Here is a 13,911-nt window from a genome sequence, read left to right as displayed (position 1 = left end):
CGCGCACCGTATCGCCCGTACCCTGTCGAGCTGTGAGGTTCCTGCGCCGTGGCGATGACGAGGCCGCGAAGACCCAGCCCGAGACGGTCGACACTGCCGTTGCGCAGAAGCCCAAGGATCCCCGCTGGACGGAGGGCAAGGGCCGGCCCACGCCGAAGCGCCGGGACGCCCAGGGCGTCAAGCGCGGTCCCGTGGCCCCGCCGCCGACCACGCAACGCGAGGCGTCGAAGCGGGCCCGGGCCAACCGGCCGTCGAAGGACGCCCGCCGCGCCGCCGCGCTGGAGCGCCGCAAGCGGATGGACGCGGGCGACGAGCGCGTGCTCCTCCCCCGCGACCGCGGGCCGGTCAAGGCCTACATCCGAGACGTCGTGGACTCGCGGCCGCACATCATGGGCCTGTTCATGCCGCTCGCGGTGATCGTGCTGATCTCGGTGCTGTTGCCGATCCCGTCGGTGCAGCAGTACCTGAGCCTGTTCTCGCTGGTCGCGCTGGCGGTCATGGTGACCGAGGGCGTGCTGTTGGGGATGCGGACCACGAAGCAGGCGCGCGCGAAGTTCCCGAACGAGAAGATCAGCGGGCTCGGCACCGGGTGGTACGCGTTCACCCGGGCCTCGCAGCTGCGCAGGCTGCGGGTGCCCAAGCCCAGGGTGCAGCGCGGCGCCACGATCTCCTGACCACCCTTCCGGTGCGGACCCTCGTCCTCGGCGGGACCCGGTCCGGCAAGTCAGCGCACGCCGAGGCGCTGCTGCCGGCGGACGCCCCCGTCCGCTACCTCGCCACGGCCCGCCGCTACCCGGACGACGCGGACTGGGACGCCCGCATCGCCCGCCACGTCGCCCGCAGACCCCCGTCCTGGACGACCGTCGAGTCCCCGGACCTGCCGGTCGAGCTCGCCCGTCCCGGTCCGGTGCTGGTCGACGACCTCGCCACCTGGGTCACCGGCCTGCTCGACGACGCCGGCGCCTGGTCCGACCCCGCGGCCACGATCGACGTGTCCCCCCTGGTGGAGGCGGTGCGCAGGTTCGCCGGGGACCGGCTCGTCCTGGTCTCCGCCGAGGTGGGGCTCGGGGTGGTGCCCCCCACCCGCGCCGGTCGGGTGTTCCGGGACGAGCTCGGTGCGCTCAACGCGGCGCTCGCCCAGGTGTGCGACGAGGTGGTGCTGCTCGTGGCGGGGCTGCCGCTGTGGTTGAAGCGGGCGTGACCCCGGTCGGTGGGCCACCGACCGGGTCCCGACGGGTGGACGGTAGGAAGGTGCCGTGAGCGAGAGCCCGGAGTCCCCCACCCCGACCGAGCCTGCGCCGTTCCCCCCGGTCCCCGCGCCCGATCTCGAGGCGCGCCACCAGGCCGTCGCGCGGTTGGACGGGCTGGCGATCCCGGCGGGCAGCCTCGGCGTGCTCGCCGACCTGGGACTCTGGCTGACCTCGCTGCAGGGCCGGTGCCCGCCGCGCCCGCCCGCCCGCGCCCGGGTGGTGGTCGTGGCCGCCGACCACGGGATCGCCGCGGCCGGCGTCTCGGCCTACGCCGCGGACGTCACGGCGCTGCAGGTCGCCGCCACCCTCGAGCAGTCCGCGCCGGTCGCCGTCACCGCGACGGTCGCCGGGGCGTCGGTGCGGGTGATCGACGCGGGCCTCGACCGGGACGCCGTGCTGCCGGGGCAGGACCGCTACCGGGTGCGGCGCGGCAGTGGCCGCATCGACCGCGAGGACGCGCTGAGCGACACCGAGGTCGCCGAGGGCATCCGGATCGGCCGCGCGCTCGCGGACGAGGAGGTCGACTCCGGGGCCGACCTGCTGGTCCCCGCCTCGCTCGGGGTCGGGGCCACCACGGCGGCGTCGACGCTGGTCGCGGCCGTCACCGGGGCCGAACCGGTCGCCGTCGTGGGCCGCGGGTCCGGGATCGGGGACGACGCCTGGATGCGCAAGGCCGCCGCCATCCGGGACGCGCTGCGCCGCGCGAAACCGCACGTCCGCGACCCGCGTGCCCTGCTGCGCACGATCGGTGGGGCGGACCTCGCCGTGCTGACCGGGTTCCTGGTGCAGGCCGCGCTGCGCCGGACCCCCGTGCTGCTCGACGGCCTGGTGGTCGGCGCGGCGGGCCTGCTCGCCGACGACCTGGCCCCCGGCGCCCACCAGTGGTGGCTCGCGGCCCAGCAGTCCCCCGAGCCCGCGATGACGCTGGTGCTGCAGCACCTGCAGCTCGTCCCGGTGCTGGACCTGCAGATCCGCCAGGGCGACGGGACCGGCGCGGTCGCCGTCCTCCCGCTCGTCCAGGCCGCCGCGCGCCTGCTCGGCGAGACGGCGAGCGCCGAGTCCAGCGGCATCGTCCCGGTCCGCGCCGTGACCGGATGAGCCCGCGCCGCGAGTCCCCCGTATCGGCGAGTCGTCCGCTCCGTGCGCGAGTCCTCCCGGGCGCGCGGTGAGTAGCGCCCCATGAGATCGCTCGCGCTGGCACTGAGCTGGTTGACCGTGTTGCCGGTGCGGACCGGGGCGCCGTCGGACGGGGAGGCCGCCGGGGCGCTGCGGTGGGCGCCGGTCGTGGGCGGCGCGCTCGGCGCCTGCGCGGGGCTGCTGGTGTGGGGGCTCGGCGCGGCGGGGGTCCCCGCGCCGGCCGCCGGTCTGCTCGCGGTCGGGTTCCTCGCGCTGGCCACCCGCGGCATGCACGTCGACGGCCTTGCCGACACCGCGGACGGGCTCGGCTCCTACGGGCCGCCGGAACGGGCGCTCGCCGTGATGAAGGACGGCGGAGCGGGGCCGTTCGCCGTGGTCACGCTGCTGGTCGTGCTCGGGGTGCAGGCGGCGGGGCTCGCCTCGGTGGGCGGGGGGCGGGTCGTCGCCGCCGGGGCGCTCGCGTGCGCCGTCGGCCGGGTCGGGTTCAGCTGGGTCGCGCGCCGCGGTGTGCCTGCCGCCCGGCCGGGCGGGCTGGGCGCGTCGGTCGCCGGGTCGCAGCCGCGCTGGGTCCCGTTGGTGTGGTGGGCGGTGCTCGCCGCGGCCGGCTACGCGTTCGCGGGCTGGCGGGGACCTGCCGCGGTGCTGCTGTCGGCGCTGGTGACGATCGGGCTGTCCGCCCACACGGCCCGCCGGTTCGGCGGGATGAGCGGGGACGTCCTCGGCGCGGCCGCCGAGCTGGGCACCGCGGCCACACTGTTGGTGCTGGTCACGGCGCCCTGACCACGGAGTCGGCGCTCAGCACAGGTCGCGCGCGCGAGCGCGGGACTCGCGGGGCCGGAGCGGCGGACTCGCGGGGTCAGAGCGTGGTCATCCAGCCGTGGGTGTCGTGGCCCTTGCCGCGCTGGATGTCGGTGAGGATGCCGCGCAGGCGGGTGGTGACCGCGCCGGACTCGCCGTTCCCCACCGCGACGGTGCGGACCTCGTCCCCCGCCTGGTACTTGACGTTGCCGATCGGGGTGATCACCGCGGCGGTGCCGCAGGCGAAGACCTCGGTGATCGTGCCGTCCGCGCAGCCGGTGATCCACTCGTCCGCCGAGATCCGGCGCTCGACGACGTCGCAGCCGATCTCCTTGCCCAGCACCAGCAGCGAGTGCCGGGTGACGCCCTCGAGGATCGACCCCGACAGCTCGGGGGTGACCAGCTCGCCGGAGGCGAAGACGAAGAACATGTTCATGCCCCCCATCTCCTCGATCCACTTCTTCTCGGCGGCGTCGAGGTAGGCGACTTGGGCGCAGCCGTGCGCGGCGGCCTGGGCCTGCGGGAGCAGCGAGGCGGCGTAGTTGCCGCCGCACTTCGCGGTGCCCGTGCCGCCGACCGCCGCGCGGGTGAAGTCCGTACACAGCCAGACGTCGACCGGCTTGACCCCACCCGGGAAGTAGGCCCCGGCGGGCGAGGCGATCAGCAGGAACAGGTACTCGTCGGCGGGCTTGACGCCCAGCCCCACCTCGGTGGCGATCATGAAGGGCCGCAGGTAGAGGGACTCCTCACCGCCCGCGGGCGGCACCCAGGCGCGGTCGGCCGTGATCAGCTCGTCGATGGCCTGGAGGAACACCTCGTCCGGCAGCTCGGGCATGCCGAGCCGCACGGCGGACTGCCGGAAGCGGGCGGCGTTCGCCTCGGGCCGGAACGACGCGATCGTGCCGTCCGGCTGGGTGTAGGCCTTGAGGCCCTCGAAGATCTCCTGCCCGTAGTGCAGCACCATCGTGGCCGGGTCCAGCGCGATCGGGCCGTACGGCTCGACCTTCGCGTCCTGCCAGCCCTCCGCCCGGGTCCACCGGATGGAGACCATGTGGTCGGTGAAGAACTTCCCGAAGCCGGGGGCGGCGAGGATTTCGGCGCGCCGCGACTCGGACACCGGGTTCGGGTGAGGGAGGTGGGTGAACTGCAGCACGCTCATACGTGAACGGTAACCCGTCGGCGGGGGCCCCGACTATCGGACGTGCGAGGGCACGAACGGGGGCTTCACGACGACCACCTCGAGCCCCCGCCCGCGGACGTCCACCGAGAGCACGTCGTCCACCCTGACCTGCGCATCCGTGTCGATGAGGGCGAGCGCGATCCCCGTCTTCAGCGACGGGGAGAACGTGCCCGAGGTCGTGACGCCCACGGCCTCCCCGTCCCGCAGCACGGTCATCCCGGCGCGGGGGACGCCGCGCCCGGTCGCCCGCAGGCCGCGCAGCCGCCTGGCCGGGCCGGCCTCCTTCTCCGCGAGCAGCGCCGCGCGGCCCCAGAACGCGGGCTTGGACCAGCCCACCGCCCACGACGACCCCGCCTGCACCGGCGTGATGTCGGGCGAGAGGTCCTGCCCGTGCAGCGGGTAGCCCATCTCGGTGCGCAGCGTGTCCCGCGCCCCCAGCCCGCAGGGCACGCCGCCCAGCGACGCGGCGCCCGCCAGCAGCCCGTCCCAGATCCCCGCCGCCTGCTCCCACGGCACGAGCAGCTCGTAGCCGTGCTCACCGGTGTAGCCGGTGCGGCACACGCGCACCGAACCGGCCTCGGTGAAGGCCATGTAGTCGAGGTCCGCGATCCCGCCGAAGCCGGCGAACATGGTCGCGAAGAGCTCGGCCGAGCGCGGGCCCTGCACGGCGAGCACCGCGAGGTCCCGGTGGCGGTCGGTGATCGTGATCCCGGCGGGGGCGGCGGCCCGCAGGAGCGCCAGCACCTCCGCCGAGTTGGCCGCGTTCGGCACGAGGAGCACGGAGTCGGGGCCGTCGAGGTAGGCGATCAGGTCGTCCACCACGCCCCCGGACTCGGTGCAGCACAACGTGTACTGCGCCTGCCCGGGCCCGATCCTCGCCAGGTCCGCGGTGAGGCAGGAGTTCACGAACTCGGCCGCGCCCGGCCCGCTTACCTGCAGCTTCCCGAGGTGGCTGACGTCGAACACCCCGACGGCCGCGCGCACCGCGGTGTGCTCGGCGACCGTGCCGCCCGGGTACGAGATCGGCATCGACCAGCCGCCGAACGGGCCCATGGTCGCGCCCAGGGCGAGGTGCCGGTCGTCGAGGGGGCCGGAGATCAGATCCACGACCCGAGACCCTATGCCGCCTGCCGCCCCGGGGGCTCCTCGGTGTCCGCCGGTGGGCGGCGGCGGGCCCGCAGCGCCGTGAGCTCGGTCAGCCCCCAGCCGACGACGAGCACGCCGAGCGTGATCAGGACCGAGGTCACCGGCAGCAGGGCGGCCAGCCCCAGACACAGCACCAGCCCGACGACCGGGACCCACCCCGGGTACCGACGTCCGGGGGTCCGCAGCGTCGCGGCGTGCACCAGGGCGTAGTGGATCAGCATGGCGCAGGCGGACAGCGCGATGGAGGCGACCGGCCCCGCGAGCACGGCGACCAGGGCGGCCAGCGCCGCGCCGAGGACGTCCGAGCGCCAGGGCGCGCCCGAGCCGCACACCTTGGCGAAGGCGCGGGGCAGGTCGTCGCGGCGCGCCATCTGCGACGCCGTGCGGCTGACCCCGATCAGCACCGCGAGCAGGGTGGACCCGGCGGCGACGGCCGCCCCGATCCGGACCAGGACGCCCAGCGCGGGCGCCTGCCCGGTGTCGACGAGCGCGACCAGCGGCGCGTGCTCGGTCCCCAGGCGGTCCGCCCCGAGGCCGACGAGCAGGGCGCCCGCCACCGCGAGGTAGACCAGCGTGCACACGCCGAGCGCGATGGGGATGGCGCGGCGCAGCGTCCGCGCGGGGTTGCGGACCTCCTCGCGGTGGGTGGTCACGTTCGCGAACCCGACGAACGCGAAGAACACCAGCCCCGCCGCGGACAGCACGCCGAGCACGCCCTGCGAGGGCTGCACGACCGGCACCGCGACCCCGCGGGCGGCCTCCCCCGCGGTCGCCGAGGCGGACGCCGACTCCGCTCCCCCGGGCCCCAGCAACCCGACGACGACCACGACCAGCAGCACCGCGACCGTCCCGCCCGCGAGCAGCCAGCAGGCCCGCGCGGTCGTCCGGACGCCCGCGATGTTCAGCCCCGCCGCGATGACGATCACGATGATCGCGGTGACGAACCGCCCGGTGCCCAGGACGTAGGCCCCGAACACCCCCGCCGCGGCGGCCGCGGACGCGATGCCGCCGGTGAGCAGCGCCACCCCCGCGAGCCTGCCCGCCGCGGGGTGCAGCCGCTCCCGGGCCGCGAGGTACCCGGCGGTATAGCCGGCGGAGAAGGTCTCGCCCTGGTCGCGACGGGCGAGCACCAACTCCGCCGTGGACAGCACGCAGGTGGTCGCCACGACCGCCGCCAGCAGGACCGACAGCGGCAGCCAGCCGCCCGCGGCCGCGCCCGCGGGGGCGAACACGATGAACACCCCGGAGCCGAGCATGGCGACCAGCCCGAGGACGACGACGTCGGCGATGCCGAGCCGCCGCCCCCAGGTCGGTCTCACCTCGCGCGCCACGGACACCACCATGACATCCGACCCGCGGCGAATCGGCCCCGCGACGGTGTCATTAGCATTTCGAAGAGGTCTCGCCGCGCCTGCGGTGTGACCCGCGTCGCAACCCAGTCCGATCGCAGGGAGCCGAAGAGTTGACCACCACGGCCGAGACCCAGACCCGCCTCGCAGTACTGGACGGGGCCGTCACCGCGGCGGAGGCCGACGTGCTGGTCGTCGGGCTGCTCGCGACGGAGGAGGACCCGGTCCTCGCGGCGGGCGCCGAGGAGGTGGACGCCGCGTTCTCCGGTGAGCTCGCCGCGCTGCTCGCGCTGGGCGGGGCGACCGGGAAGCTCGAGGAGGTCGTGCGGCTCCCCGGCCGCGGCGCCGTCGCCGCGCCCGTCGTGGTGGGCGTGGGTCTGGGCAAGGAGCCGACGTCCGACGACGTCCGGCGCGCCGCGGGCGCGGTCGCCCGCGCGCTCGGCGGCACGGCCCGGATCGTCTCCACGCTCGGCGCGGTCGACCCGGCCGCCGCCGCGGAGGGCACCCTGCTGGGCGCCTACCGCTTCACCGCGTTCAAGGGCGACCCGACGGCCGGGAAGGGCCCGATCGGCGTCGTCGAGTTCGCGCCGGGGGACGCGGACGTGATCGCGCACGCGACCACCGTCGCGGAGGCCGTGCTCGCCGCGCGCGACCTCATCAACACCCCGCCGAACGCGCTCTACCCCGAGACCTTCGCCGCGCGCGCCCGCGAGCTGGGCGAGGCCGCCGGGCTCGAGGTCGAGGTGCTCGACGACGACGCCCTGCTCGCCGGCGGCTACGGCGGGATCATGGGCGTGGGCCAGGGGTCCTCCCGCAAGCCCCGCCTGGTGCGGCTGCGCTGGTCCGGCGGGTCGGCCCCGGTCAAGAAGGTCGCGCTCGTCGGCAAGGGCATCACGTTCGACACCGGCGGCATCTCGATCAAGCCCGCCGCCGGCATGGACCACATGACCTCGGACATGTCCGGCGCCGCCGCGGTGATCGCGACGACGGTGGCGGCCGCGCGGCTGCAGCTGCCGGTCGCCGTCACCGCCACGGTCCCGATGGCCGAGAACATGCCCTCGGACACCGCCTACCGCCCCGGCGACGTGCTCACCATGTACGGCGGGAAGACCGTCGAGGTGCTCAACACCGACGCCGAGGGCAGGCTCATCCTGGCCGACGCCATGGTCCGGGCCGCCGAGGACGAGCCGGACTACCTCGTCGAGACCTCCACGCTGACGGGCGCGCAGATGGTCGCGCTCGGCACCCGCACCGCCGGGATCATGGGGTCCGAGGAGTTCCGGGACCGCGTCGCCGCGCTCGGCCGGGCCGTCGGCGAGGACGCCTGGGCCATGCCGCTCCCACCGCACCTGCGCCCCGAGCTGGACTCCCGGATCGCCGACCTGGCCAACGTCACCGGCAACCGCTTCGGCGGCATGCTCGCGGCCGGGATCTTCCTGCGCGAGTTCGTGGCCAAGGACCTGCCGTGGGCGCACGTCGACATCGCGGGCCCGTCGTTCAACACCGGCGGGGCCTGGGGCTACACCCCGAAGGGCGGCACCGGGGTCCCGGTGCGCACCCTGGTCGCGCTGCTCGAGGACGTCGCGGCGAACGGCTGACCCGTGAGCGGCGATGGTCGCTCTAGCGACCATCGCCGCTCACGAGGGGTCGGGCGGCGGGGTGGCGGTCTCCCTACCCGCCGGTAGGGTGCGGCGGGTGATCCGTCGTCGTGTCGCGCACCGCGTCTCCGCAGGCTCCCGTTCGGCCGTCGTCACCGGTGGGGGCGGTGGGATCGGGGCCGCGGTCGCGCGCGAGCTCGCGGAGCGCGGGTACCGCGTCCTGGTGACCGACGTCGACGGCGCGGCCGCCGAGAAGGTGGCCGCCGCGGTCGGCGGCGAGTCGATGCCCCACGACGTCACCGACCCCGAGGCCACCCGTGCCGTCGCCGAGCACGCGCGCACGCTCGCGCCGCTCGGCGCGTGGGTCGCGAACGCCGGGCTGGGCACCGGCGGGCCGCTCGTCGACCTGAGCGACGCGCAGGCCAGGGCGCTGGTCGAGGTCAACGTGCTCGGGGTGGTGTGGAGCTGCCGGGCGGCGGTCGAGGCGTTCCGTGCCCAGGGGCAGGGCGGCGAGCTCGCGGTCACCGCCTCGCTCTCCGGGCTCGGGCCGGTCCCGAACCTCTCGCTCTACGCCGCCACGAAGGCCGCGGTGCTCTCCCTCGCCCAGGCCCTGGCCGAGGAGCACCGGGCCGACCGGATCCGGGTGCACGCGATCAACCCCGACGGCGTCGCCACCCCGCTGCTCTCGGAGATGGACGCGCGCGCCCAGGCCACGGTGCGCTCGGGCGTGCTGCTCACCCCCGACCGCGTCGCGGCCGAGCTGCTCGACATGTTCGGCACGAGCCGGATCGTGAAGACCGTGCCGACCTGGCGGGCGGTGCTGGCGCGGGCCAACACCCTGGCGCCGAGTGTCACCCTGCGGGCCTTCCCGGTCCTGCAGAAGATGGGCGCCCGCAAGCTCACGACGCGGGTCTGACCAGTCCGGACTCGTAGGCCAGCACCACCGCCTGGGCCCGGTCGCGCAGGCCGAGCTTGGTGAACGTGCGGCTCACGTGGCTCTTCACGGTCTGCTCGGCGAGCACCAGCCTGCTCGCGATCTCCGCGTTGGAGAACCCGGCCGCGACCAGGCGCAACACCTCGGTCTCGCGGTCGGTCAGCGCGGCCAGGCGCGCAGGCCGGGCGTCGGTCAGCGCGGCCGGGCGGGCGGAGACGAAGTGGCCGATCAGGCGTCGGGTCACCTCGGGCGCGAGCAGCGCCTCCCCCGCCGCGACGACCCGCACCGCGTGCAGCAGCTCCGCCGCGGGCGCGTGCTTGAGGAGGAACCCGCCCGCCCCGGCGCGCAGCGCGTCGTAGACGTGATCGTCGAGGTCGAAGGTGGTGAGCATGAGGACCTTCGTGGGGTGACCGGCCAGCTCCCGGGTCGCCGCGATGCCGTCGAGCACCGGCATCCGCACGTCCATCAGCACCACGTCCGGCGTGTGCTCCCCGACGGCGGCGATCGCCTCGCGCCCGTTCTCCGCCGTCCCGACGACCTCGATGTCCTCCTGCGCGTTCAGCAGCGCGGCGAAGCCCTCGCGGACCATCGCCTGGTCGTCGACCACCACCACCCTGATCACCGCGGCAGCTCCGCCCTGAGCCGGAACCCGTCCGCGGTGGGGCCCGCGTCGAGCGTGCCGCCGTGGACCTCGGCCCGCTCGCGCATCGACGGGATGCCCGTACCGCCGCCCGGCGTGCCCGGCCCGGTCCCGCGGCCGTTGACGATCTCGACGACCAGCCCGTCGGTGATCGCGACGTGCACGGGGGCGCCCGGCGCGTGCTGGCGCGCGTTGGCCAGCCCCTGCGCGACGATCCGGAAGGCCGTCAGGCCCACCGGCGCAGGCACCTCGGCCTCGACGATCTCCCAGGTCAGCTCCACCCCCGCCGACCTCGCCTCGACCAACAGCGGCTCGATGTCCGCGAGGCCCGGCTGCGGGGTCCGCTCCGTCTCCCCGGTCCGCAGCACCCCCAGCAGGCCCTGCATCTCCCGAAGCGCCTCCCGCGCGGCCGTCGCGACCTCCGCGAGCTCCGCACGGGCGGGAGCCGGCAGCCGGCCGAGCCGGTAGGGCGCCGTCTCGCAGCGGACGGCGATCATGGACATGTGGTGCGCGACGACGTCGTGCATCTCGCGCGCGATCCGCGCCCGCTCGGCCAGCGCTCCCCGCTCGGCCTGGGCCGCGGCGAGCTCCCGCCGCTCCACCTCCAGCGCCCGCCGGGTGTCCCACCGCGCCCCGAGCGCCGCGCCCGCCCCGAGCGGGAAGGCGAGGACGGAGAGCGTGAGCCCGAGCTCGCTCAGCGGCACGTCCGCCGGGGTCGCCACCACCAGCACGACGACGGCGAGCCCGGACACCACCGCCACCCCGAGCGTGGTCCGGCCGGGCGCGCCCCAGGCCCCGAGCAGCAGCAACGGCGTCCAGAGCAGCCATCCCCAGACCTCCAGCCCCGGAGCCGGGGCGGGCGGTGGCGGCAGCAGGAAGGCCAGCACGACCACCCAGGCGGTCCCGATCCGCCAGGCGTCGAGCGGGCGGCGCGGGGCGAGCGCGAGGGCCCCCGCCAACGGCAGCAGGGCGAGGAACGCGAGGCCACCGGTCATGCGCTCGTTCAGCACGGCCCCGGAGACCGCGATCGCGACGATCACGCCGTAGAGGCCGGTCAGGACGGGCACCGGACGCAGCAGACGGGAGTGGGGGCGGCTCCAGCGGGCGTCCTCGCCGCGGGTGGGCCACACGGCCGCCCGGATCGAGTCGCCGAGCAGGCGCACGGCCCGCTCCCCCACCGTCGTCACCCCGGCGAGCCTAGGCGTGTCCCGGGCGGGCGCGCCTCACCCGCGGGTGCCCTCTCCGGCCCGGTACCCGGGTAGGGGGTCGGCCCGCCGTCGGGGACGGCCGTACCGGCGCGAAGACGGCTCCGCAGCGTGACGATCGACGGGCCCGGGATTCCTAGCGTTCCGACCATGGATCTCTCCGGGCTCGGAATCGCGTCGTTGCTGCTCAGCCTGCTGGTCATCGCCGTGCGGCCGCTGCCCGCCCCCACTCTCGGACCGGTCGGCCTCGATCCGGTCTGCGCCGCCTCCCTGATCACAAAGGTGACGGACGGTGACGAACGGGTCCGCGTGCTCGGCTGTGATCCGGCGGGCCGGGGACGCGCCGTCGTGGCGATCGGGGACGTCGCGGCGGCGGCGAACGTCGTGGTCCTCGTGCCGGGGTCGGACATCGACCTGCACACCCTCGACGGGTCACCGAGACGGCCGATGACCTGGGCGCGGAGCCTGGCCGCGAGCGTGGGCCGGGACACCGTCGTCGTGCTCTGGGTGGGGTACGAGACCCCGCAGGGGCTGGGCTACGACGCCGCCGCCGGTCGCCTCGCCCGCGCCGCCGCGCCCGCCCTGGTCGCCGAGGTCGCGGCGCTGCGGGCCGGAGGCGCCCGGCACGTGACGGTGGTCGGGCACAGCTACGGGAGCGTCGTCGTGGGGATCGCGGCGCCCGCGCTCGACGCCGACGACCTCGTCCTCCTCGCCTCCCCCGGGGTCCGCGCGGAGTCGGTCGAGGCCCTGCGCACCCGCGCGCGGGTGTGGGTCGCGCGCGCGGGACAGGACTGGATCCGGTTCGTGCCGCACGTGCGCCTCGGGGACCTGGGGCACGGCGCGGACCCCGCGGCACCGGGCTTCGGCGCCCGTCCGTTGCCCGTCGACGGCGTGCGGGCGCACGACGGCTACCTCCTCCCCGGTTCCCCCACGCTCGCCGCGATCGCGGGGATCGCGCGGGGCGAGGCCACCCGGCCGTGAGCGCCGTGCTCCACCACCCCGCCCACCGGGGCGGCGCCCGCGGTCCACGTCCCCGTGGTGCGGGCGCCGGCCGCGCCGGTGCGCGCACCGTTCCGACGATCCTGACGGCCGGACCCGGTGTCGGGGCGGCGGTGCTGTGCCTGGTGACGCCCTGGCCCCTCACCCCGCCCGCCTGGCTCGCGGCCCTCGCGGCGCTGCTCTGTGGGCTCACGGTCACCGCGGCGGTGGGGACCGCGCAGCGGGTGGTCGCGATGCTGCGGGGCGGTCCCGGCGTGGGCCTGGCCGCGATCCTCGCCGCAGTCCTGGTCCTCGAACCGGCTCTGATCGCCGTTCCCGCGGCCGGAAGCGGATCCGCGGCCAGTGCAGGCTCTGCCAGCGCATCCGCGGCCAGTGCACCCGTCGTCCGCACTGCCAGCGCATCCGCGCCGGGCACACGCACTACCAGCGCATCCGCGGCCAGTGCACGCTCTGCCAGCGCATCCGCACCGGGCACACGCGCTACCAGCGCATCCGCGGCCACTGCATGCTCTGCCAACGCATCCGCGGCCAGTGCAGGCTCTGCCAGCACATCCGCACCGGGCGCCCGCACTGCCACCGCATCCGCCCCGACCACCACGCCACTCGGGGTGGAGGGGCGGCGGTTCCTGGACCTGCCCGCCACCACCCCCACGGCACCGGTCCGCGTCTATGTCGACGTGGCGGCGGCCGCGGACGACGCGGGGCGGGCGGCCGCGGCGGTCGACGCTCTCCGGCGCGCGGGCGGGCCGGCGCGCGGCACGGTCCTGGTGATCGTGCCCACCGGCTCGGGCTGGGTGGACCCCGCCGCCGTGCGGGCGTACGAGAACCGGCTCGGCGGGGACGTCGCGACGGTCGTGGTGCAGTACGCGGACCGTCCGAGCTGGCTGGAGTACCTGCTCGGCGGTCACGCGGCGGAACGCTCCGCGGCGGCGACGCTCACCGCTGTCCGTGCGGCGCTCCCACCGGACGGCCCTCGACTGGTGCTGCTCGGCGAGAGCCTCGGCGCGGCCGCGGCGCTGCCGGTGGCCCGGCTCGCCGACGAGTGCGTGCTCGCGGGCAGACCCGGATCGGCCGACGACCCGCAGGACGCCTGCACCGAGCTCGCCAACCCCGACGATCCCGTCGTCGCGTGGTCACCGGGCCTGCTGCTCACCGATCCCGTCCGGTTCTGGCAGGTCAGCGCCGCGTTGTTGATCGCGCAGGACGTGCCGCCGGGGCACGGGCACCGCTACCGGTTCTGATCATCAGCGCCCCTCCGCGGCACGCCTGCGCAGGACCTTCTGCCGTGCGTCGTGGTCGCGCATGCGCTGGGGGTAGCCGACGAGCTGGACGTCGTACACCGGCATCCGCATCGACTTCGCCAGCTTGCGGGCGGCGTCCGGGCTGCCGATCCGCCGCCGCGTCCACTCGCCGTCCTTGGCGACGAGCAGCAGGGTGGTCTCCGTGACCGCCGTGCGCGGCTCGACGAACCCCTCCACCCCCTCGCGCACACTCGCCCAGGACCGCAGGTGCTCGACGTCACCCGAGTCCGCGCGGCGTCGCACACCGGCCCGCTTTCGGCTGAACAGGCCCATCTCGCCCTCCCGGTCCCCGGTTCTCGCCACCTCCAACGCGTGAGGTGTCTGATTTTCTCCCGACCTGGGCCGCCGCGAACCGAGCCCGGGTGTAAAGATGG

At 75.8% G+C, this 13,911-nt stretch carries 14 protein-coding genes; 8 read left to right on the top strand and 6 right to left on the bottom strand.

The features are described from left to right. The first annotated feature begins 32 nt into the window (after nucleotides 1–32). The 4 genes from L3X23_RS05120 to L3X23_RS05105 all read left to right on the top strand — a co-directional run bounded on the left by L3X23_RS05120 (nucleotide 33) and on the right by L3X23_RS05105 (nucleotide 3,167). On the top strand, nucleotides 33–674 hold the full coding sequence (locus L3X23_RS05120) for a DUF3043 domain-containing protein (protein WP_237190953.1): 642 nt from the start codon (nucleotides 33–35) through the stop codon (nucleotides 672–674). A gap of 11 nt (nucleotides 675–685) precedes the next feature. Beyond that, entirely contained in the window at nucleotides 686–1,201 is a 516-nt protein-coding gene (locus L3X23_RS05115; protein ID WP_218129998.1) for a bifunctional adenosylcobinamide kinase/adenosylcobinamide-phosphate guanylyltransferase, read from the top strand. Nucleotides 1,202–1,256: 55 nt separating this feature from the next. After that, nucleotides 1,257–2,348: a nicotinate-nucleotide--dimethylbenzimidazole phosphoribosyltransferase gene (locus L3X23_RS05110; protein ID WP_237190951.1), complete on the top strand. Its 1,092-nt coding sequence runs from the start codon at nucleotides 1,257–1,259 to the stop codon at nucleotides 2,346–2,348. An 81-nt stretch (nucleotides 2,349–2,429) separates the two neighbouring features. Further along, nucleotides 2,430–3,167 (top strand): adenosylcobinamide-GDP ribazoletransferase, encoded by a 738-nt coding sequence (locus L3X23_RS05105; RefSeq protein WP_237190950.1) that lies wholly within the window; start codon nucleotides 2,430–2,432, stop codon nucleotides 3,165–3,167. Between the two features lie 76 nt (nucleotides 3,168–3,243). Here L3X23_RS05105 and L3X23_RS05100 read toward each other — a convergent pair whose 3' ends face one another. From L3X23_RS05100 to L3X23_RS05090, 3 genes are read right to left on the bottom strand one after another with little or no spacing between them, the layout of a single operon-like run. Beyond that, complete coding sequence (locus tag L3X23_RS05100; RefSeq protein ID WP_237190948.1) at nucleotides 3,244–4,344, bottom strand: branched-chain amino acid aminotransferase; 1,101 nt, start codon at nucleotides 4,342–4,344, stop codon at nucleotides 3,244–3,246. A gap of 33 nt (nucleotides 4,345–4,377) precedes the next feature. Beyond that, nucleotides 4,378–5,472 (bottom strand): glycine cleavage system aminomethyltransferase GcvT, encoded by a 1,095-nt coding sequence (gcvT, locus tag L3X23_RS05095; protein ID WP_237190947.1) that lies wholly within the window; start codon nucleotides 5,470–5,472, stop codon nucleotides 4,378–4,380. An 11-nt stretch (nucleotides 5,473–5,483) separates the two neighbouring features. Beyond that, the gene (locus tag L3X23_RS05090; protein ID WP_237190945.1) at nucleotides 5,484–6,842 is read right to left on the bottom strand and encodes an APC family permease; all 1,359 of its coding nucleotides are present in this window, start codon (nucleotides 6,840–6,842) and stop codon (nucleotides 5,484–5,486) included. Between the two features lie 131 nt (nucleotides 6,843–6,973). Between L3X23_RS05090 and L3X23_RS05085 the strand changes: the two genes are divergently transcribed. Together L3X23_RS05085 and L3X23_RS05080 are read left to right on the top strand one after the other, a co-directional pair. Further along, nucleotides 6,974–8,458 carry a leucyl aminopeptidase gene (locus L3X23_RS05085; RefSeq protein WP_374204816.1) on the top strand — a complete coding sequence of 495 codons (1,485 nt, stop codon included), beginning with the start codon at nucleotides 6,974–6,976 and terminating at the stop codon, nucleotides 8,456–8,458. Nucleotides 8,459–8,555: 97 nt separating this feature from the next. Continuing rightward, nucleotides 8,556–9,374, top strand: coding sequence for an SDR family oxidoreductase (locus L3X23_RS05080; RefSeq protein ID WP_237190944.1), 819 nt, complete (start codon nucleotides 8,556–8,558; stop codon nucleotides 9,372–9,374). Here L3X23_RS05080 and L3X23_RS05075 read toward each other — a convergent pair. Continuing rightward, entirely contained in the window at nucleotides 9,358–10,014 is a 657-nt protein-coding gene (locus tag L3X23_RS05075; protein WP_237190941.1) for a response regulator transcription factor, read from the bottom strand. The two genes, L3X23_RS05080 and L3X23_RS05075, sit on opposite strands and share 17 nt — an antisense overlap. Continuing rightward, a complete protein-coding gene (locus tag L3X23_RS05070) occupies nucleotides 10,011–11,219 on the bottom strand; it encodes a sensor histidine kinase (protein ID WP_237190939.1) in 1,209 nt (402 codons plus the stop codon). Before L3X23_RS05070 ends, L3X23_RS05075 begins: the two co-directional genes overlap by 4 nt. Before the next feature lie 168 nt (nucleotides 11,220–11,387). Here L3X23_RS05070 and L3X23_RS05065 point away from each other — a divergent pair, with 168 nt between their 5' ends. Together L3X23_RS05065 and L3X23_RS36000 are read left to right on the top strand one after the other, a co-directional pair. Then, a complete protein-coding gene (locus L3X23_RS05065; RefSeq protein ID WP_237190938.1) occupies nucleotides 11,388–12,218 on the top strand; it encodes an alpha/beta hydrolase in 831 nt (276 codons plus the stop codon). Between the two features lie 626 nt (nucleotides 12,219–12,844). Beyond that, on the top strand, nucleotides 12,845–13,477 hold the full coding sequence (locus tag L3X23_RS36000; RefSeq protein WP_237190937.1) for an alpha/beta-hydrolase family protein: 633 nt from the start codon (nucleotides 12,845–12,847) through the stop codon (nucleotides 13,475–13,477). A 3-nt stretch (nucleotides 13,478–13,480) separates the two neighbouring features. Here L3X23_RS36000 and L3X23_RS05055 read toward each other — a convergent pair whose 3' ends face one another. After that, on the bottom strand, nucleotides 13,481–13,810 hold the full coding sequence (locus L3X23_RS05055; protein ID WP_093089163.1) for an oxidoreductase: 330 nt from the start codon (nucleotides 13,808–13,810) through the stop codon (nucleotides 13,481–13,483). Nucleotides 13,811–13,911: the final 101 nt, after the last annotated feature.

It is taken from the genome of Pseudonocardia sp. WMMC193 (genome assembly GCF_021728735.1).
GTDB lineage: Bacteria > Actinomycetota > Actinomycetes > Mycobacteriales > Pseudonocardiaceae > Pseudonocardia > Pseudonocardia oroxyli.
This window is presented reverse-complemented; position numbering and strand designations above follow the sequence as displayed.